Raw genomic sequence first — 22300 nt, 5'->3', positions numbered from 1 at the left:
TTACTCAGGCTGTCGTATCGCCTGAGCAAGCTGCTGACGTATCTCCGCGAGCATTGCATCGAGAATATACTGCACACGCCAGGGCTGGTATTCACGCTTGCGGAAAATCGCCACTAAATCCAGCCACCATTCATGTTGCTCCGAGAAACACGGGACCAGCATCTCGGAACGACAATCTCTTTGCACACTTTCATTTGGCGCAAAAACAATCCCCAAATGATTACGTGCCAGCGCCAGTGCGGATTGTGTATTGTCGCAGATGTAATTTCCCGTCACACGATAGTCACGCATCTTTTTGTCTTCAGCAGAATTGAATCGCCAAATGTTGGCATCATCAATCATCATAGAATCAATTAGAATGCAGGAATGGTTGACTAATTCATCAGGACTACTAATAGGATTCTTGGTGAGATATTCCCGACTGGCAAAAGCAATAACCGCATATTTAGTGATAAAACTGGCGACCAGTGATTCATCTTTAGGATGAGCATAGGAAAGTAAAATATCACAATCGTCAGGAAAGTCGACGCCTTCATAAAATGCTTTGCGATCCAGGTTATAGGTTTTTAGCACCAGACTGATATCGCCAATATCCATTATTTTTGCAATAACATGTTGCGATAAGTAAGCAATAATTCCGGTTGGTGCATATACCGTTACTTTGCCACGTTTCTCGTGCTTATAATCAGCAATGAAATTATTTAACTGCTCATTTCTGTCTAACATGTCATTGATGTAAGGAAGTAACGCAATACCAAACGGCGTGAGGGTCAGTTGTCGGGTGGTGCGGTCAAATACCTTTAGCCCCACTTTTGATTCAAAATCAGCAAGATACTTACTTACGTTGGCCTGAGCAATGCCGAGAACAGTAGCGGCATGGCTGATATTTTCACTGGCAGCAATTACCGAAATAATCTTCAGTTCCCGGTGTTTAAGTTGTAATTTATTCATCGCCAAGCCCAATATATATAATTTTATATATATTACTATATAAATAAGAACCTTGCACCGATGAAATTGTAAGCATTATTATGCACCCGCTTTGTAGCTTATTTTAAAATGGAATGTTGGCATGTTAATTAAACGCAATATTGTGGCGCTGCTCGCCTTTTCTTTTATGGCGAGTGCAACTGCCGCAGAATTTTCTATTGGCGCTGGCGCTGTATATAATGAATCACCTTATCGCGGGTATAATGATAATGTTCACGCAGTACCGCTTGTCAGTTATGAAAGTGAATCATTTTATTTTAGGCAAACAACGCTAGGTTATATTTTGTCTAAGAGTGAAAGTAATGAATTTAGTATTACTGCCTCTTATATGCCGCTGGAGTTTGATCCCGGCGACAATGACGATCACGCGATGAAAACGCTGGATAAGCGTGACGCAACTGCAATGGCGGGTGCCGCGTGGTATCACCATGAAAGATGGGGTAGCGTGAAAGTCTCCGCCGCTGCGGATGTGCTGGACAACAGTAATGGCTGGGTAGGGGAAGTTTCACTGTTCCGTCCAATGCCGATGGGCAAGCTGACGCTGACGCCATCAATTGGCGTGCTCTACTATGACGAAAAATTCAATGAATACTACTACGGCATTTCGGGTAATGAGTCCCGTCGTAGTGGTTTATCAAGCTATTCCCCAGGCGATAGCTGGACACCGTATGTTGGCCTGTCCGCTAAATACGCATTAACCACTAACCTGACGCTGCTGGCAAGCGCCAACTATAGCGCACTGCCGGATGACATTAAAAATAGCCCGATGGTTGATCGTGATGACAGCTTCACCTTTATGTCCGGTCTGACCTGGCGTTTCTGATTCTCACCCGTTTGTCCTCAGGGAGGAGGGCAATCTTTTCATGAGACATTGACGGATGGGGGCTAACCGCCGCCATCCGCCTTATTATTACTGCTCGTTTATCCAGATACGCATTTCGCCTTCACCACGGTTCGCCCAGCTAAACCACGGAATAAACGTCAATGTATGCGCCTGGCGCGAAGCTGGGGAAACATCGTAGTGCCACAACGATTGTTGTGCTGCATCGGCAGTACTTTGCTTCACGCCTTCAGCCTGAATTAACATTTTATGGCTGAACAATCCCTTACCCTCGAATACTCTGAACTCACTCTCTTTTGGCAACCACAGGTTATGCAATTCCTCACCGTTATCGGCCTGCTCCAGGCAATACACCAGCGGTCCACGCTGAATGGCGACCTTACCGGCAACATGACGCACTAATGGATTTCCGTACACCCGACGCACCGGCATTGGCAGGGTCAGACTGAGCGTATCGCCTTCCTGCCAGGTTCGGCTGATGTGCAAATAGCCTTTACGAATATCCTGCTCAACTGGCTGACCATTCAGTAAAACCTGCGGTGCGGTGCACCAGTCTGGCAGGCGCAGGGCCAGGGTGTGATATATCGACTGCGGTGATTCGATGGCGATTTTCACCTGCTCATGCCATGGATAATCCCCGCTAATGCGCAGCTTGAGCGAGCCATCCGCCACGGGGACTTCCATGCTATTGCCCACGTACATATTGATATACAGCGCGTCCTGACGTGGTGTGTAGATGTAATGACCAATAGAGGTGAGTACGCGGGCGATATTCGGCGGGCAACAGGCGCAGCCAAACCAGCGCTGACGAACGGGTTTCACGTGGTCATAAATATGATTGAATTTTAATGATTTAGGATGCACTTCCAGCGGGTTCACATAGAAGAAGTGCTTGCCATCGAGCGCCATCCCGCCCAATACGGTGTTATACAGGGCGCGCTCCATCACGTCGGCATACTGGCTGTCTGCCTCCATCTCCAGCATTCTGCGGGCGAACATCATTAGACCGATTGAGGCGCAGCTTTCCGCATACACGGAGTCGTTAGGCAGATCGTAATCGCTGCTAAACGCCTCGCCGCTGCTTTGTGAACCAATACCGCCGGTAATGTACAACTGACGCTGGACCATGTTTTTCCACAGACGCAGGCAATCCTGACGCTTGCCTTCGTCCTGACTCAAGCGTGCCAGATGCGCCACGCCGGTCATCAGATAAACAAAACGTACTGCATGACCGATCGCCGTTTGCTGTTCTGAAATGGGCTGATGAGCCTGGCTATAGGGTTTATCCTTCACCATCCATGCCGGGCCGTAAGTATGCCAGTAAGAGGTTTGGCCGCGTTTTTCGTACTCTTCGTCATAGAAATGGGGTTGCGCGCCGCGCTGTTCCACAAAGTAATTTACCAGCGCCATATAGCGTGGTTGCTGGGTCACTTCGTATAAGCGCATTAACGCCAGCTCAATTTCCGGGTGTCCCGGATAGCCGCGCAGTTGATTATCACCAAGCCCGAAAACGTTATCGATGTGGTCTGCCAGACGGCACACTACATCTAAAAGACGACGTTTTCCCGTCGCCTGAAAGAACGCGACGCCTGCTTCGATCAAATGACCTGCACAGTACAACTCATGACACTCGGCGAGGTTAGTCCAGCGTTCATCCGGGGCTTTCACTGTAAAGTATGTATTGAGATAGCCGTCTTCACACTGCGCAGCGGCCACCAACTCGATGACCTCATCTGCGGTTTTCTCAAGTTCCGCATCAGGTTTCTGGCACAGGGACCAGGCGACTGCCTCCAGCCATTTCGCTACGTCGCTATCCTGAAAAACCATGCCGTAAAATTCGCCATCCTGCAGTCCTGCGGCGATACGAAAGTTCTCTATCGCATGACTTGGTTCCGCCTCTGCAATGCGGTCATTCAGCGCATCCCACTGGTAGGGGATCACTACATCACGGACCAACTGTTGGTATTGTCCGAGGAACGGATCGCTGACGGTGAGCTTATGCAGGTCGACTTCCAGTACGTTCATTTCGTGCTCCTTAAGGCTGTACATGACGCTGACGCAGATCGGTGGCAATGCGCGACATCATCGGATTATTGAGTTTGCAGATGCGGATAGACAGCGCCAACAGCAGGTGGAACAGCGCGGGAAGCAGCGTCTCCATCGCGGTAATTCCTTGCAGCGAACTGGCGGTTTGGTTACCAGCGCCTGGCTGATAGGCGACAAAAATAAATAACAGGCTGATGATCCCCGCGCTTGAGGCCCAGGCCAGCTTGATGAAAAACAGGTTGAAGGCGAAATTCATGCCGGAAGAACGCACGCCGGTTTTCCACTCGCCGTAATCGTCGGCAAAGGCCATCAGCGAGAAGTGCAGAGGCAGCGTAAAGCCCAGAATAATGCCGTTGCCGAGAATAACCGCCAGCCATAATGTTTGATAAGCCGGGCCGGTCGGGAGGAACCACATCATCACTGCCAGGGCTGCCAGCACCAGGTTGGTGTAGTAATAGAGTTTGACGGTATCTATACGGCGAGTCAGCGGGCTGACAACCACTGAACCGATGATGGACGCAAAGGTCACCATGGTGAAAAACAGCGACGTGTAAGCGGTACTGCCTTCCAGCACGTAGGTAATGAAATACATGTACCCGCCGCCACGAATATTGAAGACGTTAATCAGCAGGAAAGACATCACCAGCATTAGCAGCAACTGGTCATTTTTGCGTAGCCCACCAATGTGTTCACGCAGGGTAAATTTCCCCATCATCGCCAGCGGTACACGCTCGCGAACCCAGAAGAAGCAGCACAGGAACATCACCACAGCGATGGCGCACAGGATGCCCACGCCGAACTGATAACCCTGCGCGGCATTGCCCTGACCCAGAATATCCACCATCCACGGTAGACCAACGGAGACAAGGAATCCCGCCACGCCGCACAGCACAAAGCGCCAGGACTGACAGGCGATCACCTCGTTATGGCGGGTCGTCATGGTGTTGATCAGCGCACAATACGGTACGTTGATGGCGGTATAGCCGACAGAGAGTAGTAGATAGGTGCCGAATGCCCAAGCGATTTTTACGCTCATGCTGGCGTCAGGGACGGTAAACGTGAGTACGCCAATGATGCCAATGGGAATTGCCACCCACAGCTGCCATGGGCGAAAACGCCCCCAGCGGCTTTGCGTGCGGTCGGCAAGTATGCCCATTATCGGATCGGAAATGGCATCAAATACGCGCAGGGCAATAAACAATGTGCCGACCAGCGCGGGCGTTAACCCGAAGACATCAGTGTAGAAAAATGTCAGGAAGTTCATGATCAGACAGGTAATTACCGTCCCGCCTGCATCGCCTAACCCATAACCTATTTTTTCACGCAGGGATAATTTGTCGTCCTGGGCACGCTGTGCCAAATCGGATGTCGTAATCGGAGCCGAAGTCATAAATAACTCCCGGAGAGGATGTTCAGAAAGTATCCCGCTACGTTGCGGGTTATTTGTTTGTAATTTGCAAAGTACGTTATTTATTCTGCACGAAATGTTTGGGTCAACAAGGGAAGAGAAAAGTATAAAAAGATGACAATTCCGACTTCATTATAAAAATGTGATTTCGATCCAGCGAAAAGCAAGTTTATCGTGAATAATCAATAATAAAGAGAAGTTTAAATAATGCAAAAAGCGGGAATTTGAATATATATGCTCGAATTATCCATGTCTCTTCCGATTAAAGTGCAAAATGGTGGGCTATTTATTTCCCGAGGTGTGGGAAGCCATCCGGCGCGGCAATTGCAATCCTGGGAAATCATCTTTGTCGAAAAAGGGACATTAATGATTCGCGAAGGTCAGACCGTTTTTTGCGTGAATGCTGGAGAAAGTTTGCTGTTATGGCCGCAGCGTTCGCATATTGGTGTGGGACAGTTTCCGGCTGATTTAAAATTTTACTGGCTACACTTTGAGGTGACAGCAGAAAACGATGCTTCACTTACAGAACCGTTGCTTGCGATTCCTCAGCATGCCCGGGTTAGCGAGCCACAATATATTATTTCGCTGTTTCGCCAGTTCTTACGTGAGCAGGAAAATATTCATCGCAGCGTTGCGCTAGAACTGATCCTACTGCTGATTTTGCAGCAAATCTCCGCGGCGGCTAGTGAGCAACCCGCAGATAGCCCCGGTAATGCGCTGGCATGGAAAGCGCAACAAATAATCCACACCCAGTTCCATCTGCCGATTAGTGCTTCAACTCTGGCGAAAGAGCTGCATTGCAATGCGGATTATCTGGGGCGTGTATTCCGTAGCGCTTTCCGGCTGACGCTAACTGAAGCATTGCATCGTCAGCGGGTAAGGGCAGCGGAAAAGTTGTTGATCAGTGACTCGCTGTCACTTACCGAAGTGGCGATTAAATGTGGATTTAATGATGTGGGTTACTTTCGCAAAATCTTTCGTAAGCATACCAGCCTGACGCCTGCGGCGTGGAAAAGGCGCTACTGCAAAGAGCATATTAATTCGGCGTAAATGAGGATCGCCGGGTGGCGCTATGCTTACCCGGCCTACAAAATTGCAGGCAATCCCCAAAGTCGTTCAGGCACCTAACAGTATTTAACCGTTTCCCCTGTCCGATCAAAGCGTCAGGGGCGGTCTCTCTGGCACTCTGTGGTTTTCACGCAGAGGGAGGGGGCAATGAACGCGTTTATTATGGCGGATGCGGCAAAATGTATTGGGTGTCGTACCTGCGAAGTTGCCTGCGTCGTCGCGCATCAGCAAAATCAGGACTGTGCTTCGGTCTCTTCTTCTGCGTTTATACCGCGGATTCGGGTCATCAAAGACGACGCCTTTACCACGGCGGTCGCCTGCCATCAATGCGAAGACGCTCCCTGTGCGAATGTTTGTCCAACTCACGCCATTCGTCGTGAACATGGGCATATCTTCGTTGAACAGGCACGTTGTATTGGTTGTAAAAGCTGTATGCTGGCCTGCCCGTTTGGGGCAATGAATGTCGTTGCCCGTTCGTCGCGGGCGCAGGCGATAAAATGCGATTTGTGCTGGCATCGCGAGACGGGGCCCGCGTGTGTCGAGGCCTGCCCGACCAGCGCGTTGCAGTGTATTGATGCCGTCAGTATTCAGCGACAGCGCCTGCGTTCACAGCCGCTGTGAAGTGAGCCCGACCCGCACCTGGGTCGGGTTTGCGTTAGCCTTCCAGCCAGGCGCGTTCGATCTCTTCCGCCAGAATCTTCACGCCAGCTTCGATTTTCTCCGGCTCTGGCACGTAGTTCATCCGCATGCACTGATGGGTATGCGGCCAGGGTTTATCCAGCCCCGGGAAGAAGTAGTCACCAGGAACCATCAGTACGCCGCGCGCTTTCAGGCGCTGATACAACAGTTCGGTGGTGATCGGTAAATCTTTGAACCATAGCCACAGGAAAATCGCGCCTTCAGGTTTATGGATAAGGCAGCGATCTTCCGACAAGTAGCGGCGAATAATCGCAATCGTCTCCTGAACGCGCTGATAGTAAAACGGCTTGATAACCGTTTCGGACAGGCGCAGCAGATCGTTACGTTTAATCATCTCGCACATCATCGCTGGACCCATTCCGCCAGGTGCCAGGCTGATGATGCCGTTCATATTGGTAATCGCCGTGATGATTTTTTCATTCGCGATAATGATGCCGCAGCGGGAACCTGGCAGACCCAGCTTGGAAAGGCTCATGCACAACACAATGTTGGGGTTCCACAGTGGGCGTGCTTCGCTAAAGATAATGCCAGGGAACGGTACGCCATAGGCGTTATCAATCACCAGTGGGATCCCATGCTGGTTGGCCAGCCGGTCCAGCTTCATCAGCTCGTCGTCGGTGATCACGTTGCCTGTCGGGTTAGTGGGGCGCGACACGCAGATCATGCCCGTTTCTTCACCGATGTGCAGGTGTTCAAAATCAACGTGATACTTAAACTGGCCTTCCGGTAGCAGCTCAATGTTCGGACGTGCTGAGACGAAGAGATCTTCTTCCAGCCCGGAATCGGCATAGCCAATGTATTCCGGGGCTAACGGGAATAACACTTTTTGCGTTGTTCCGTCAGCGCGGCGTCCGGCGAACAGATTGAATAAGTAGAAAAACGCGCTCTGACTGCCATTTGTCAGTGCAATATTTTGTGGCTCAATATCCCAACCCTGCTTCTCACGTAGCAGTTTCGCCAGTTCAGACAGTAGCTCGGTTTTCCCTTGCGGACCGTCATAATTGCAAAGCGCATCAGTGGCTTTGCCGTTTGCCAGCATATCTGTCAGCAGAGACTGGAAGTAATTTTGCATCTCTGGAATTTGCGCCGGATTACCACCGCCGAGCATGATGGCGCCTGGGGTGCGTAAACCGTCGTTGAGGTCCTCCATCAGGCGGGTGATGCCTGAATGGCGGGTAAATTTGTCGCCAAAAAGTGAGAATGTCATAGCAGGGGGTCTGTCGAACTGAGTAGTAAAGTGGCTAACCATAGCGCTACCTATGGCAGGGTGCAAATCAGGGGGAGCGGGCTGGATTGATGTTTTGTGCTACAGATGTTTGCCTGGCTGGTTTTTTATTTTGTGTTGGGTTTCCCGCTGTATGCACAGCGGGAAGCCTGTTGGGATCAGGGCTGACCGGCCCACACCACCATCACCTTATCGTCGCCATGCTCGCGGATAAATCCGTATCCCTGCTTCAATGTCAGCGTGGTCTGTTTACCAGCACCGATGGCGGGATGTCTGGCCCGGAACTGACTGATGCGCTGCCAGTGAGCGACGCTGGCGGCAGATTTCCCGGCCACATCCTGCCAGTTCATTTCTGAGCGCGTACCCTGCAATGGGTCTGAACCTGTTGGTCCAAAGGGCCGGGCCGACTCGTCTCCGTAAAAGAGTTGTACCGCGCCTGGCGCCAGCAGCAATAGCTCGGCGGCTTTGTCTCCACCTTCGCGGAACAGACGCGTATCGTGCGAGGAAAGATAGCTCAGAACGTTGAAATCCTGCAATTTCTCAGCCATCTGTTGCCAGGTGACATCCATATTTGCCAGACAATCGACGGCCTTTGCCGCCTGCTCCTGATAGTCGAAATTGATCATCGCATCAAAGCCGTGACGGTAATAGTCGCTTTGCATCACGCCGTGACCCCAGGCCTCGCCGGTCATCCAGAAAGGTTTGTCATCAAGCGCTTTATCCGGGTTCGCTTTCTTCCATTCAACCAGCGCCGCGCTGGCCTGTGTTTTTAACTGCTGCCAGGCGGGAAGTTCGACGTGTTTGGCGGTATCGACCCGAAACCCGTCAATCCCGTAATCACGCACCCACTGGCTGAGCCAGTGGGTCAGATAATCGCGGGGCGTATAACCAGCAATAGCTTTAGCGTGCGTATCCGGTTTGTGTTGATAAAAGTTTGGCAGCCCGGAAGGCGTGGTGGATTCGGTTTTCAGATCGGGCAGGAAAGCCAGCGACATGGTCAGGTCGTCAAAACCCGGATTGTCGTAATCGCCAATATCGGTGCGGATCCAGTTTTTCCCCCACCATTTTTCCCAGCCTGCTTTATCGCTGAAGTTGATGTAATCATTAAAGCTGTGCCAGCTTTGCCCGGCGGCTGGCTTCCAGTCCGTCCAGCGTTCACCGAGCGTGTTTTTCAGTTCATCGCCCGACAAGTACAGGGCCCCAAACTGATACTCCTGCATATCCGCCAGCGTGGCGTAGCCGGTATGATTCATGACGACATCAAACAGGATGCGAATGCCGCGCTGGTGCGCGCCGTCAACCAGCGCACGCAGGTCAGCTTCATTACCCATATTCGCATCGAGCGTGGTCCAGTCCTGAGTGTAATAGCCGTGGTAAGCATAATGGGGGAAATCGCCTTTAGTGCCACCGCCGACCCAGCCGTGGATTTGCTCAAACGGCGCGCTGATCCACAGGGCGTTGATGCCTAACCGTTGTAGATAGTCGAGTTTGCTGGCGAGCCCGCGCAAATCGCCCCCGTGGAAAGTACCAATTTCCTGCATGCCGTCGTTGCGACGCCCGTAGCTGTGGTCGTTGCTCGGGTCACCATTTACAAAGCGGTCTGTCAGGACGAAATACACCGTAGCGTTATGCCAGTCGAAAGCGGCCGGGGCATCAGTTTCCGCCCGTTCCAGCAGCAACAGTCCGTTACTGGCTGCGGCAGGCTGTAGGGTAATTGTCCCATTTTTTACCGTTGCCGTTTGCTGGCTGTAGAAATCGCGCACCACGGCACCTTCCGGAAAGGTCTGGCTCACATCCAGTGTTAACGGCGAACCATCCCATTTCGGGCACTGGCGAATCTGGGTCGTGACAGGGTCTGCGGCGCTTTTTACCGAGAGCATCAACGTTGGCGTTCCGGAGCGGGTATCCACTTCCAGTGTGTAATCGCCGTCTTTGAATAAGCGCCACTGCGGCGGGGCGCCTTCACACGGTTTTAGCGACAGCATCTGGTTGAGTTTTATCGCATCAGCAGGCTGCCAGCACTGTTGGTCAAAATTTAGGATTAAAGGACGCGTACCCTTCGTCAACGCTGCATGGCTGACGAATTTACCCGTACCTTCCGCTTCGAAGGTGGGGAGTCCCTGAGAAGTCCATGATGAGGCGATGGCAATGCCGGGCATGAGCGCCAGCGCAACGGCGGCAAGTTTCATAATGCTGTCCTTGGTGCTGCGATTTTCGCCAGTTTGCCAGTGAAATCAGACCGGAAACTCCTCCTTTGAGTCGATTCCGCCAGGAGGAGAGGTGAGGGTGAGCGATCGCGCGCAAAAAATGAACTTATTTTGCGATAACCTCCACATTTTCTTCGAATTAATAGCACCCTGAACCGTTAATACGTGACATGGTTTCAGAATTGGACTATTCCTTTGGGTGCTCTTGACGGCTATTTTTGATATGATTTGAGATTCATCTCTCATTTTTGTGAAAAATATAAGGTGTTGGAATGTATAAATCCGACCAGGAGACCTAATGATATTGACTCCCATTCGACGATATGGGGCAATGATTCTTATGTTACTCACCGTTGCATTTTCGGGTGAGGTGCTGGCAAAGACACACACGGCGACAACGAGTCACAAGCCCCAGGTAATCAAGACAAGTAATACACAGGTAAGCAGTAAACAAGAGTATTCTCGCAATAGTGCAAAGAGTAGTTCACTTCCTGATTTGCGAAAATACCCTTCCGGAACACCAAGGAAAAAAGCGTTTCTCCGGACGGTTATGCCTTATATTACCAGTCAAAATGCTGCCATTACGGCGGACCGTAACTGGCTGATTTCAAAACAGTACCAGAACCGCTGGTCACCGACTGAGCGTACGCGTATGAAAGATATAGCGAAGCGCTACAAGGTGAGCTGGTCTGGCAACACGCGTAAAATCCCATGGAATACGCTGCTTGAGCGCGTAGACATTATCCCGACCAGTATGGTGGCAACCATGGCTGCGGCTGAAAGTGGCTGGGGTACGTCGAAGCTGGCGCGTAGCAACAACAACCTGTTTGGCATGAAATGTGGCAAAGGTCGTTGTAATAATGCCCCGGGTAAGGTGAAAGGCTACTCACAGTTTGAATCGGTGAAAGAGTCGGTGAATGCTTACGTCATCAACCTGAACACGCATCCGGCTTACTCTTCATTCCGTAAGTCACGTGCGCAACTGCGTAAAGCCGATCAGGAAGTCACCGCTACCGCGATGATTCATAAGCTGAAGGGTTATTCCACTAAAGGACAGAGCTACAACAACTATCTGTTCGCAATGTATCAGGATAACCAGCGTTTAATCGCCGCGCATATGTAATTCTGTGTGCCGGATGGCGGCTTTGCCGCATCCGGCAATAATCCTCACAGCAACACTTCGCTGTTCACATCGCGATACTCTTTGGGCGTCGTGTCATACTCTTTCTTAAAGACCGAATAAAAGTATTGCAGAGACGGATAGCCGCACATCTGTGAGATTTCGTTGATTGAAAGCGTGGTAGATATCAACAGGCTGCGCGCTTTTTCCAACTTTTCGGCATGAATCACGGCGTGGATAGTCTCTCCGACCTCTTCTTTAAAACGCTTCTCCAGATTCGAACGAGAAATCCCCACTGAATCCAGCACTTGTTCAACCTTAATACCTTTACAGGCATGGTTGCGGATAAAGTGCATCGCCTGAATCACCGCCGGATCGGTTAATGAACGGTAGTCGGTTGAGCGGCGTTCAATGACGCGCACCGGAGGAACCAGTGTACGTTGCAGCGGCAGCTCTTCATTTGCCAGTAAACGATGTAAGAGCTTAGCGGCCTGATACCCCATCTGCCTGGCTCCCTGGGCCACGGATGACAGCGCCACCCGCGACAGATAGCGGGTCAGTTCTTCGTTGTCGATACCAATCACACACAGCTTTTCCGGTACTGGAATATGCAGGTGCTCGCAGACTTGCAGGACGTGTCGTGCCCGCGCGTCGGTAACGGCGATAATACCGGTTTGCGGCGGTAGTGTTTGTAGCCAGTCCGCCAGACGATTTTGCGCGTGCTGCCAGTTTTCCGGTGCGGTTTCCAGCCCCTGATAGACAACGCCGCGGTACTTCTCTTTGGCAACCAGCTGGCAAAACGCATATTCACGTTCCGCGGCCCAGCGTTTGCCGCTTGACGATGGCAGACCATAGAACGCAAAGCGGTTAATCCCTTTTTCTTTCAGGTGCAGGAAAGCGCTTTCTACCAACGCGTGGTTGTCGGTGGCGATGTAATGTACCGGTGGATAATCTTGCTCCAGATGGTAGGAGCCTCCAACGCCGATGATGGGAACTTCAACATCGGCAAGTAATTGCGCAATATCATCATCGTCATAATCAGCAATAACGCCGTCGCCTAACCAGTCTTTAATATTATCGATACGGGCTCGGAAATCTTCCTCAATGAATATATCCCACTCGGATTGCGATGCCTGTAAATATTCACCCACACCTTCTACCACCTGGCGGTCGTAGGCTTTATTGGCATTAAATAGCAGAGTGATGCGGTGACGTTTATCAAACATAAGAACCTGTCCTGGAAAGGTTAACGTGGGCCTGTCGATACTAGCAAAACCGCAGGTACGACTGCTTGATGAAGCGTGACAAAATTCCTGATTGCCTGAGGCTACGCAAAATTTACATACTGGTCGCGGGATGACAATTGTCATTTTTTATCTGCGCATTACGGTTTTTTGTTTAATGACTAACCTTCGATCGCGATCGCTTTTTTATTTCTTTATTTAGCGCGTTTTTTTGGGAGCCAGCGCACGTTTGGGTATTCTCTTAATGGCGGTGTGAAATAACGTAATTGAGCAATAAATCAGGAAATTCCAGTATAGCCATATCGCAGTTTACTTGCCGTATTACCTGATTATGGAGCTTATTATGCCGGCTTATTTTGACCAACTCGATCGTGTTCGTTTCGAAGGCACTCAATCCACCAACCCGCTCGCATTTCGCCATTACAACCCTGACGAAATCGTATTGGGCAAGCGCATGGAAGATCATCTGCGTTTTGCGGCCTGCTACTGGCATACCTTCTGCTGGAACGGGGCGGATATGTTCGGTATGGGCGCTTTCGATCGTCCATGGCAGCAGCCTGGTGAAGCTCTGGCGCTGGCGAAACGCAAAGCGGATGTGGCATTTGAGTTTTTCCACAAGCTGAACGTGCCTTACTACTGCTTCCATGACGTGGATGTTTCGCCGGAAGGCGCGTCTTTGAAAGAGTACAAAAACAACTTTGCGCAGATGGTTGATGTGCTGGCGGCAAAACAGGAACAGAGCGGCGTGAAGCTGCTGTGGGGAACAGCAAACTGCTTCACTAACCCACGCTACGGTGCGGGTGCGGCCACAAACCCAGATCCAGAAGTGTTCAGCTGGGCCGCCACGCAGGTGGTTACGGCCATGGATGCCACGCACAAGTTAGGTGGTGAAAACTACGTTCTGTGGGGCGGCCGTGAAGGTTATGAAACACTGCTGAATACCGATCTGCGTCAGGAACGTGAGCAGATTGGTCGTTTCATGCAATTAGTCGTGGAACACAAACACAAAATCGGTTTCCAGGGCACTTTACTTATCGAGCCGAAACCACAGGAACCGACCAAGCACCAGTACGACTACGATGCGGCGACCGTGTACGGATTCCTCAAGCAGTTCGGTCTGGAAAAAGAGATCAAACTGAATATCGAAGCCAACCACGCTACGCTTGCAGGCCATTCGTTCCATCACGAAATCGCCACTGCTATCGCGCTGGGTCTGTTTGGCTCTGTCGATGCCAACCGCGGCGACGCACAGCTGGGCTGGGATACAGACCAGTTCCCGAACAGCGTAGAAGAGAATGCGCTGGTGATGTACGAAATCCTGAAAGCGGGCGGCTTCACTACCGGCGGCCTGAACTTTGATGCCAAAGTACGTCGTCAGAGCACCGATAAATACGATCTGTTCTATGGTCATATTGGCGCGATGGATACCATGGCGCTGTCGCTGAAAATTGCGGCCCGTATGATTGAAGACGGTGGCCTGGATCAGCGTGTGGCTAAACGTTATGCCGGTTGGAATGGTGAACTGGGCCAGCAAATTCTGAAAGGCCAGATGACGCTGACAGAAATTGCGCAGTACGCTGAACAACACAACCTGGCGCCAGTGCACCAGAGCGGTCATCAGGAATTGCTGGAAAATCTGGTAAACCATTATTTGTTCGACAAATAACGGGTCTCTGAGAACGTCCGTAAGCCCGGTCAGCTAGCGCTACCGGGCCTTTCTTTAAGGAACGATGCCTTATGTATATCGGGATAGATCTTGGCACATCAGGCGTAAAGGCCATTCTGCTCAATGAGCAGGGCGATGTGGTGGCTTCAAAAACGGAGAAACTCACCGTCTCGCGCCCGCACCCGTTATGGTCAGAACAAGACCCAGAGCAGTGGTGGCTGGCAACGGATCGCGCGGTAAAAGCACTGGGTCAGCAGCATTCACTCCGCGAGGTGAAAGCGTTGGGGATTGCCGGGCAGATGCACGGCGCGACGCTACTGGATGAACAACAGAAGGTATTGCGTCCGGCTATCTTATGGAACGACGGTCGCTGTGCTGAAGAGTGCGTGATGCTGGAGAGTCAGGTTCCGCAGTCTCGAGCCATCACTGGCAACCTGATGATGCCTGGCTTTACCGCGCCAAAACTGCTGTGGGTGCAACGCCACGAGCCGGAGATTTTCAACCAGATTGATAAAGTCCTGCTGCCGAAAGATTACCTGCGTTTGCGCATGACCGGTGATTTTGCCAGCGATATGTCTGATGCGGCAGGGACAATGTGGCTGGATGTCGCGAAGCGTGACTGGAGCGATGTCATGCTGGCTGCCTGTAAACTGACTCGCGCACATATGCCTGCGCTCTATGAAGGCAGCGAGATTACCGGAACCTTATTGCCAGACGTCGCTAAAGCCTGGGGAATGCAGGAGGTTGCGGTTGTTGCCGGAGGCGGTGATAACGCGGTGGGCGCGGTTGGCGTAGGTATGATGAATGCCGGTCAGGCGATGCTTTCGCTGGGGACATCCGGCGTCTATTTTGCGGTGAGTGATGGTTTCCTTAGCAAACCGGAAAGTGCGGTTCACAGTTTTTGCCATGCTTTGCCTGAGCGATGGCATCTGATGTCTGTAATGTTAAGTGCGGCATCGTGTCTGGACTGGGCGGCAAAATTAACCGGACTGGCGAGCGTTCCTGCGTTGATTGACGCTGCGCAACAGGCGGATGAACACGCGGAGCCGGTCTGGTTTTTACCTTATTTGTCCGGCGAGCGTACGCCGCATAACAATCCGCAGGCTAAGGGCGTATTTTTCGGTCTGACTCATCAGCATGGTCCGGCAGAACTGGCGCAGGCGGTGCTGGAAGGTGTGGGTTTCGCGCTGGCTGACGGTATGGACGTGGTACATGCCTGTGGCGTTCAGCCCGCCAGCATTACGCTGATCGGCGGTGGGGCACGCAGTGAATACTGGCGTCAGATGCTATCTGACATCAGCGGATTGCAGCTGGATTACCGTACCGGCGGTGACGTTGGCCCTGCACTCGGCGCGGCGCGCCTGGCGCAAGTTGCCATGAATCCGCAAACGTCGTTATCAGAGTTACTGCCTCAGCTTACGCTGGAGCAGGCGCATTATCCTGACGCGGAGCGTCATGCTCGTTATCAACAGCGTCGAGAAACCTTCCGTCGTATCTATCAGCAATTACAACCGCTGATGTCCTGATCACTTTCCCCTCTGGCTAGCAGAGGGGAATTTGCCGCATACATATATCCACAAAAATAATAAGTTACACGTATGGATGTATTCTGAAAGTCCTGCGTAGTCGCTTTTTTCTGTGTTGTCTTTAGCGGGTTATTCATATTGTATCCATGATGGATAAGGAGATCCCAATGAAGACAACCAGGCTGTTGCCATGGATATTATTTCTCTCAGGCATACTGACTTACAGTATCGGTTTATGGCGCGCATGCCCGTTATTGAGCGGCAAGGGGTATTTTTTGGGGGCGCTGATGACGGGGATGTTCGTAACGTATGCCTATCAGCGCGCAGTAAATCTCAATCAAAACGATGAACGCTTCGCTTCCGTATGTCAGATGGTGGTGCTCATCACGGCAGGGTTGTTGCTGGTGGGGGTGTGGAATGCCCCGTTGGCGCCCTTCGAAATAGGGTTATACCCGGCAGCATTCTTCGTCTGTTTAATGGGGCAATTTTTACTGCAGCGTTCGTGTAATCGGGCGCTGCCTGGAGACACCTAACTCACCAGCCTGCGCGTATCAATACGCTGCAACAGAATAGACAACAGTAAACTTCCTGCCAGCGTGGCGCTGAAAATCCACAGCATATCCAGCGGCGGCCAGTTTTTGAGTTCAATTCCGTTGGTACGTAGTGCGTGAATGATCAGCGCATGAAAACCATATATGCCCAATGAATGGCGAGAAATAAGGCCCAGTAGCGGCAGGGTACGTGTGCTGAGCGTATTTTTGACCAGCGTCAGGAGCGAGGCGGCGCAAATAAATACCGCTGGGCCGCAGTAGAGGTACCAGGTGTCGGCAAAATTGCCTCGCCAGCGCAGTTCATGCAATGTGCCGCGAGAAATAATAAATACTGCGGTAATAAATACCGCCGCACAGAGCCAGCTGAGCGCACGCTTTTGCGTATCCATCATGCCAATCGCCCGGCCCAGCATGCCGTACAGGATGTAATAGAAAGTATCGCCACTGATGTACAGGTTGACTGGGAGCCACTCAAAGCCGCCGATTTTTTGCGAGACGGTGTTGGGATTGGCAATCACCCCAATCACAACCATGAGCGCCAGTAGCATCTTACCGCTGATATTTTTCACCTGTATCAGCGGAGAAACCAGGTAGATGACGGCGATCGCGAAGAAAAACCACAGGTGATAGAACACCGGCTTTTGCAGTAGGTTCTTCAGCGACAGCTCCGCGTTGATCGAGGTAAACAGCAGGATATAGGCCAGCGCCACGCTGCTGTAGAACAGAATGCAAAGTGCGATGCGCAGGAAATGGCGCGGTTTGGCGCTACGCTCACCAAAGAACAGATAGCCCGAAATCATAAAGAACAGCGGAACGCTGACGCGAGAGGCTGAATTGAGCACGTTAGCCAGATCCCAATTCAACGGGCTGACGCTTTGCGCATTGGTGATGTACCAGGTTGTGGTGTGGATCATCACGACCATTAAACAGGCTATCCCGCGCAGGTTATCAATCCAGAAAATTTTGGGCTGCATCAGTTCCTCTGTGTCCATTAAAAAAAGTCTGACCGATATTTTGCGAACGTAGCTCACTGGAATAATCCGAGTTCTTACGCTAAAGCTTGAGATGGTCTGATGAGATTCTCAAAATAGGATCTGTTTCCAGACACTAATAATAAGACTGACCAGCAAACCAGGCGGTAATAAAATGATGATGAAGTATTTCTTTCCCGCGATCGCTGCCCTTTTGCTGGTAGCGTGCGCTGACACACAACCGTCTGCACCTGCGCAGAAAGCGCAAAAGGTTAAGGTCAGTGCCACACGTTCGCTGGATATGGAGTCATTGTGCAAAAATGAGGCGGCGCAACGCTACAACACTGGCGCGCAGAAAATTGATATCTCCGGCCTGGAGCAATTCCAGGGCAGCTATGAGATGCGTGGTTCTACCTTCCGTAAAGAGAGTTTTGTCTGTTCTTTTGATGCAGACGGGCAGTTTTTGCACCTTTCCATGCGCTAAGTTCCCCCTTTTTCCCGTTTCGTACTGTATATCTTGCAGCCAGCGGGTATACTGATCGCTTCCTTTAAATCCACACGTATCCAGCACGAAATAATATGCAAAAGTTTGATACCAGGACCTTCCAGGGCTTGATCCTGACCTTACAGGATTACTGGGCTCGCCAGGGCTGCACCATCGTTCAACCATTGGACATGGAAGTCGGCGCGGGAACATCTCACCCAATGACCTGCCTGCGTGCGCTGGGGCCGGAACCGATGGCGACTGCGTATGTGCAGCCTTCTCGTCGTCCGACCGATGGCCGCTATGGCGAAAACCCAAACCGCTTACAGCACTACTATCAGTTCCAGGTAGTGATTAAGCCGTCTCCGGACAACATTCAGGAGCTGTACCTGGGTTCTCTGAAAGAGCTGGGTATGGACCCGACCATTCACGATATCCGTTTCGTGGAAGATAACTGGGAAAACCCGACGCTGGGTGCCTGGGGTCTGGGTTGGGAAGTGTGGCTGAACGGCATGGAAGTGACGCAGTTCACCTACTTCCAGCAGGTTGGTGGCCTGGAATGTAAACCAGTAACCGGGGAAATTACTTACGGTCTGGAACGTCTGGCCATGTACATTCAGGGCGTAGACAGCGTTTACGACCTGGTCTGGAGCGACGGCCCGCTGGGTAAAACCACTTACGGCGACGTGTTCCATCAGAACGAAGTGGAGCAATCCACCTACAACTTCGAATACGCCGACGTGGACTTCCTGTTCACCTGCTTCGAGCAGTACGAGAAAGAAGCGCAGCAGCTGCTGGCGCTGGAAAATCCGCTGCCGCTGCCTGCGTATGAACGTATTCTGAAAGCCGCCCATAGCTTCAACCTGCTGGATGCGCGTAAAGCCATCTCCGTCACCGAGCGTCAGCGCTATATCCTGCGCATTCGCACCCTGACCAAAGCAGTGGCAGAAGCTTATTACGCTTCCCGTGAAGCCCTTGGCTTCCCGATGTGCAACAAAGACAAATAAGAGGCGGCCATGTCTGAGAAAACTTTTCTGGTGGAAATCGGCACTGAAGAGCTGCCACCAAAAGCACTGCGCAGCCTGGCTGAGTCCTTTGCTGCAAACTTTACCGCGGAGCTGGATAACGCTGGCATCGCGCACGGCAACGTTGAGTGGTTCGCCGCGCCGCGTCGTCTGGCGCTGAAAGTCGCGAATCTGGCGGAATCTCAACCCGATCGCGAAGTTGAAAAACGCGGTCCGGCCATTGCTCAGGCGTTTGACGCTGAAGGCAAACCGAGCAAAGCGGCAGAAGGTTGGGCACGTGGCTGCGGTATCACGGTTGATCAGGCTGAGCGTCTGACTACCGACAAAGGCGAATGGCTGCTGTACCGTGCGCATGTAAAAGGCGAAAGCGCAGAAACGCTGCTGCCAAACATGATCGCCACGTCACTGGCGAAGCTGCCTATCCCGAAACTGATGCGCTGGGGCGCGTCTGATGTCCACTTCGTGCGTCCGGTTCACACCGTGACCCTGCTGTTGGGCGACAAAGTGATTCCGGCAACGATTCTGGGCATTCAGTCCGATCGCGTGATCCGTGGACACCGCTTTATGGGCGAGCCGGAATTCACCATCGATTCTGCCGATCAGTACCCGGAAATCCTGCGTGAGCGCGGCAAAGTAATTGCGGATTACGCTGAGCGTAAAGCGAAAATCAAAGCCGATGCTGAAGAAGCGGCGCGTAAGATTGGCGGTAACGCTGACCTGAGCGAAAGCCTGCTGGAAGAAGTCACCTCGCTGGTGGAATGGCCGGTAGTGCTGACCGCGAAATTCGAAGAGAAATTCCTCGCAGTTCCGTCTGAAGCGCTGGTTCACACCATGAAAGGTGACCAGAAGTACTTCCCGGTTTACGCGAACGACGGCAAACTGCTGCCGAACTTTATCTTCGTTGCCAACATCGAATCGAAAGATCCGATCCAGATTATCTCCGGTAACGAGAAAGTCGTTCGTCCGCGCCTGGCGGATGCCGAGTTCTTCTTCAATACCGACCGTAAAAAACGTCTGGAAGACCATCTGCCGCGTCTGCAAACCGTGCTGTTCCAACAGCAACTGGGTACGCTGCGCGACAAGACTGACCGTATCCAGGCGCTGGCGGGCTGGATTGCTGGTCAGATTGGCACTGATGTTAACCACGCAACGCGTGCTGGCCTGCTGTCCAAGTGTGACCTGATGACCAACATGGTCTTCGAGTTCACCGACACCCAGGGTGTGATGGGCATGCACTACGCGCGTCACGATGGCGAAGCGGAAGATGTAGCTGTGGCGCTGAACGAGCAGTATCAGCCGCGTTTTGCCGGTGATGATCTGCCGTCGAACCCGGTAGCTTGTGCCGTGGCGATTGCTGACAAGATGGACACCCTGGCGGGTATCTTCGGTATCGGTCAGCATCCGAAAGGCGACAAAGACCCGTTTGCGCTGCGTCGTGCTGCGCTGGGTGTGCTGCGTATTATCGTTGAGAAGAACCTGAATCTGGATCTGCAAACGCTGACCGAAGAAGCGGTTCGTCTGTATGGTGACAAGCTGACCAACGCCAACGTGGTGGATGACGTTATCGACTTTATGCTCGGTCGCTTCCGCGCCTGGTATCAGGACGAAGGTTACACCGTCGACACCATTCAGGCCGTACTGGCACGTCGTCCGACTCGTCCGGCTGATTTTGACGCACGTATGAAGGCGGTTTCGCACTTCCGTACGCTGGAAGCCGCGTCCGCGCTGGCTGCCGCGAACAAGCGTGTATCGAACATCCTGGCGAAGTCTGAAGAGACGCTGAATGACCGCGTGAATGCGGCAACGCTGAAAGAGCCGGAAGAAATTGCGCTGGCGATGCAGGTGGTTGTGCTGCGCGATAAGCTGGAGCCTGTCTTCGCTGCCGGTCGTTACCAGGAAGCGCTGGTTGAGTTGGCGGAACTGCGTGAACCGGTTGATGCGTTCTTCGAGAAAGTGATGGTCAACGTAGAAGATAAAGATCTGCGTATTAACCGTCTGTCTATGCTCGAAAAACTGCGCGAGCTGTTCCTGCGCGTGGCTGATATTTCTCTGCTGCAGTAACGGCCCTGCGCTGACTTAGAAAATGCCGGATGGTGGCTTCGCCTTATCCGGCATTTTTTTATGTTGTTAGCGCAACTGCAATTTTGTCAGACAGGTCTGGCTGTCTTCCATCGTCTTAATAGGATACTCCGCCGTTTTACCGTTGTAGCTCACTGCGATGGTGCCTTCCATATTGCGCGGTAGCCATACCCCGACAAAGCCATTACGGCCGCTCTTCATCGCTTTTTGTACCACCACATCACCCTTGTTATCCGTCACTTTGACATTGAATGTCTTCTCCGGCATTTCGCCCTGGCAGCCAGAAAGACTGTGGTTGAAGCAAGGATGTGTTTGCCATTCATACGGGGCAAATGACAGATAGAATTTTTCACCGAGCGGCAGGGTATAAACCTGATCGCCCGAAGAGAGCTTCAACGCGGTGCTGGTGATGGATGCAGAGTACGGCAGCGGGCGACTCTGCGGTGACTGATCAATCGTCTCTACGATTTGTTCGACGGATTTCCCGCTAAGCCCGTGTTCGGCCAGAAAAGTAGCTTCCGGCGTTGCCGCGAACGCAGTACCAGTGGTGAGCAAACCTAAAATCAGCAGCAGTGAGGATTTCGACATAGCTTCAATTCCTTGTGAAAATTGTGGAATATAGACTGGCTCACTATAAAGCTTGCCCTTAGGGAAAGGTCAAAGGGGCGACGGGTAAAGTAATGCAAAGAAGCGTTTAGGTGGGATGTACTGCGAAGTACAGATAAAAAAAATCCCCGCCGTTTGGCAGGGATTCAGAATTTTGAGCTTTTTAAGCTTACAGGCTGGTTACGTTGCCAGCTGCCGGGCCTTTAGCGCCGCTTTCGATGGTGAAGGAAACTTTCTGACCTTCGTCCAGAGATTTGTAGCCATCGTTCTGGATAGCAGAGAAGTGTACGAACACGTCTTTAGAGCCATCGTCAGGAGTGATGAAGCCGAAACCTTTGTCAGCGTTGAACCATTTTACGATACCAGTCATTTTACCGGACATAGTGTATTACCTTTTAAAAAATAAGTGTGCCTTTCGGCGATATGGCGTGCTTTACAGATTTTTTAACAGTAAAGGAAATGCTCACTACGAAGGGTATCAACGATAACTCTTGAAGGGACTTGCCTTACTAACTGCTGTAATGGTCTGTACGTCAAACCGTTG

The 22300-nt window shown here is 51.8% G+C and carries 19 protein-coding genes; 10 read left to right on the top strand and 9 right to left on the bottom strand.

What is annotated here, in order from left to right:
• On the bottom strand, positions 1–951 hold the full coding sequence (locus OGY04_RS23010) for a LysR family transcriptional regulator (RefSeq protein ID WP_128316439.1): 951 nt from the start codon (positions 949–951) through the stop codon (positions 1–3).
• A 121-nt stretch (positions 952–1072) separates the two neighbouring features.
• Between OGY04_RS23010 and OGY04_RS23005 the strand changes: the two genes are divergently transcribed.
• Complete coding sequence (locus OGY04_RS23005; protein WP_048215321.1) at positions 1073–1813, top strand: MipA/OmpV family protein; 741 nt, start codon at positions 1073–1075, stop codon at positions 1811–1813.
• An 87-nt stretch (positions 1814–1900) separates the two neighbouring features.
• On the opposite strand, the gene OGY04_RS23000 is transcribed toward OGY04_RS23005, so the two are convergent.
• Together OGY04_RS23000 and OGY04_RS22995 are read right to left on the bottom strand one after the other, a co-directional pair.
• Positions 1901–3856 carry a glycoside hydrolase family 127 protein gene (locus tag OGY04_RS23000; RefSeq protein WP_286586068.1) on the bottom strand — a complete coding sequence of 652 codons (1956 nt, stop codon included), beginning with the start codon at positions 3854–3856 and terminating at the stop codon, positions 1901–1903.
• A 10-nt stretch (positions 3857–3866) separates the two neighbouring features.
• A complete protein-coding gene (locus tag OGY04_RS22995) occupies positions 3867–5267 on the bottom strand; it encodes an MFS transporter (RefSeq protein WP_008786444.1) in 1401 nt (466 codons plus the stop codon).
• Positions 5268–5519: 252 nt separating this feature from the next.
• Between OGY04_RS22995 and OGY04_RS22990 the strand changes: the two genes are divergently transcribed.
• Positions 5520–6335 carry a helix-turn-helix domain-containing protein gene (locus tag OGY04_RS22990; protein WP_079934336.1) on the top strand — a complete coding sequence of 272 codons (816 nt, stop codon included), beginning with the start codon at positions 5520–5522 and terminating at the stop codon, positions 6333–6335.
• 165 nt (positions 6336–6500) lie between these two features.
• Positions 6501–6974 (top strand): 4Fe-4S dicluster domain-containing protein, encoded by a 474-nt coding sequence (locus tag OGY04_RS22985; protein WP_048227301.1) that lies wholly within the window; start codon positions 6501–6503, stop codon positions 6972–6974.
• 34 nt (positions 6975–7008) lie between these two features.
• On the opposite strand, the gene avtA is transcribed toward OGY04_RS22985, so the two are convergent.
• Positions 7009–8259 (bottom strand): valine--pyruvate transaminase, encoded by a 1251-nt coding sequence (avtA, locus tag OGY04_RS22980; protein ID WP_003837697.1) that lies wholly within the window; start codon positions 8257–8259, stop codon positions 7009–7011.
• Positions 8260–8435: 176 nt separating this feature from the next.
• Positions 8436–10466, bottom strand: coding sequence for an alpha-amylase (malS, locus tag OGY04_RS22975; protein ID WP_286586067.1), 2031 nt, complete (start codon positions 10464–10466; stop codon positions 8436–8438).
• 316 nt (positions 10467–10782) lie between these two features.
• Here malS and OGY04_RS22970 point away from each other — a divergent pair, with 316 nt between their 5' ends.
• Positions 10783–11607, top strand: coding sequence for a protein bax (locus OGY04_RS22970; protein ID WP_008786441.1), 825 nt, complete (start codon positions 10783–10785; stop codon positions 11605–11607).
• A gap of 44 nt (positions 11608–11651) precedes the next feature.
• Here the strand turns inward: OGY04_RS22970 and xylR are convergent, their stop codons facing one another.
• On the bottom strand, positions 11652–12830 hold the full coding sequence (gene xylR / locus OGY04_RS22965; protein WP_008786439.1) for a D-xylose utilization transcriptional activator XylR: 1179 nt from the start codon (positions 12828–12830) through the stop codon (positions 11652–11654).
• Between the two features lie 361 nt (positions 12831–13191).
• On the opposite strand from xylR, the gene xylA reads away from it, so the two are divergent.
• The 3 genes from xylA to yiaB all read left to right on the top strand — a co-directional run bounded on the left by xylA (position 13192) and on the right by yiaB (position 16573).
• Entirely contained in the window at positions 13192–14514 is a 1323-nt protein-coding gene (xylA, locus tag OGY04_RS22960) for a xylose isomerase (RefSeq protein ID WP_048236992.1), read from the top strand.
• Positions 14515–14585: 71 nt separating this feature from the next.
• Positions 14586–16040, top strand: coding sequence for a xylulokinase (gene xylB / locus OGY04_RS22955; protein WP_286586065.1), 1455 nt, complete (start codon positions 14586–14588; stop codon positions 16038–16040).
• A 167-nt stretch (positions 16041–16207) separates the two neighbouring features.
• Positions 16208–16573, top strand: coding sequence for an inner membrane protein YiaB (gene yiaB, locus OGY04_RS22950; protein ID WP_071446720.1), 366 nt, complete (start codon positions 16208–16210; stop codon positions 16571–16573).
• Here yiaB and OGY04_RS22945 read toward each other — a convergent pair.
• A complete protein-coding gene (locus OGY04_RS22945; protein WP_071446723.1) occupies positions 16570–17565 on the bottom strand; it encodes an acyltransferase in 996 nt (331 codons plus the stop codon). The genes yiaB and OGY04_RS22945 overlap by 4 nt on opposite strands.
• A gap of 172 nt (positions 17566–17737) precedes the next feature.
• Between OGY04_RS22945 and OGY04_RS22940 the strand changes: the two genes are divergently transcribed.
• The 3 genes from OGY04_RS22940 to glyS all read left to right on the top strand — a co-directional run bounded on the left by OGY04_RS22940 (position 17738) and on the right by glyS (position 21132).
• Positions 17738–18046 carry a YsaB family lipoprotein gene (locus OGY04_RS22940; protein ID WP_079939658.1) on the top strand — a complete coding sequence of 103 codons (309 nt, stop codon included), beginning with the start codon at positions 17738–17740 and terminating at the stop codon, positions 18044–18046.
• 95 nt (positions 18047–18141) lie between these two features.
• Complete coding sequence (gene glyQ / locus OGY04_RS22935) at positions 18142–19053, top strand: glycine--tRNA ligase subunit alpha (RefSeq protein ID WP_001168551.1); 912 nt, start codon at positions 18142–18144, stop codon at positions 19051–19053.
• 9 nt (positions 19054–19062) lie between these two features.
• The gene (gene glyS, locus OGY04_RS22930) at positions 19063–21132 is read left to right on the top strand and encodes a glycine--tRNA ligase subunit beta (RefSeq protein WP_286586061.1); all 2070 of its coding nucleotides are present in this window, start codon (positions 19063–19065) and stop codon (positions 21130–21132) included.
• A 66-nt stretch (positions 21133–21198) separates the two neighbouring features.
• Here the strand turns inward: glyS and cueP are convergent, their stop codons facing one another.
• Positions 21199–21738: a copper-binding periplasmic metallochaperone CueP gene (gene cueP, locus OGY04_RS22925; RefSeq protein WP_048236988.1), complete on the bottom strand. Its 540-nt coding sequence runs from the start codon at positions 21736–21738 to the stop codon at positions 21199–21201.
• 187 nt (positions 21739–21925) lie between these two features.
• Positions 21926–22138, bottom strand: a complete 213-nt coding sequence (cspE, locus tag OGY04_RS22920; protein ID WP_000014594.1) for a transcription antiterminator/RNA stability regulator CspE — start codon at positions 22136–22138, stop codon at positions 21926–21928.
• Positions 22139–22300: the final 162 nt, after the last annotated feature.

This window comes from Citrobacter sp. Cpo091 (assembly GCF_030332645.1).
Taxonomy (GTDB): Bacteria; Pseudomonadota; Gammaproteobacteria; order Enterobacterales; family Enterobacteriaceae; genus Citrobacter; species Citrobacter portucalensis.
Note: the sequence above shows the minus strand (reverse complement) of the source record. Positions and strands in the feature narration are given on the sequence as shown.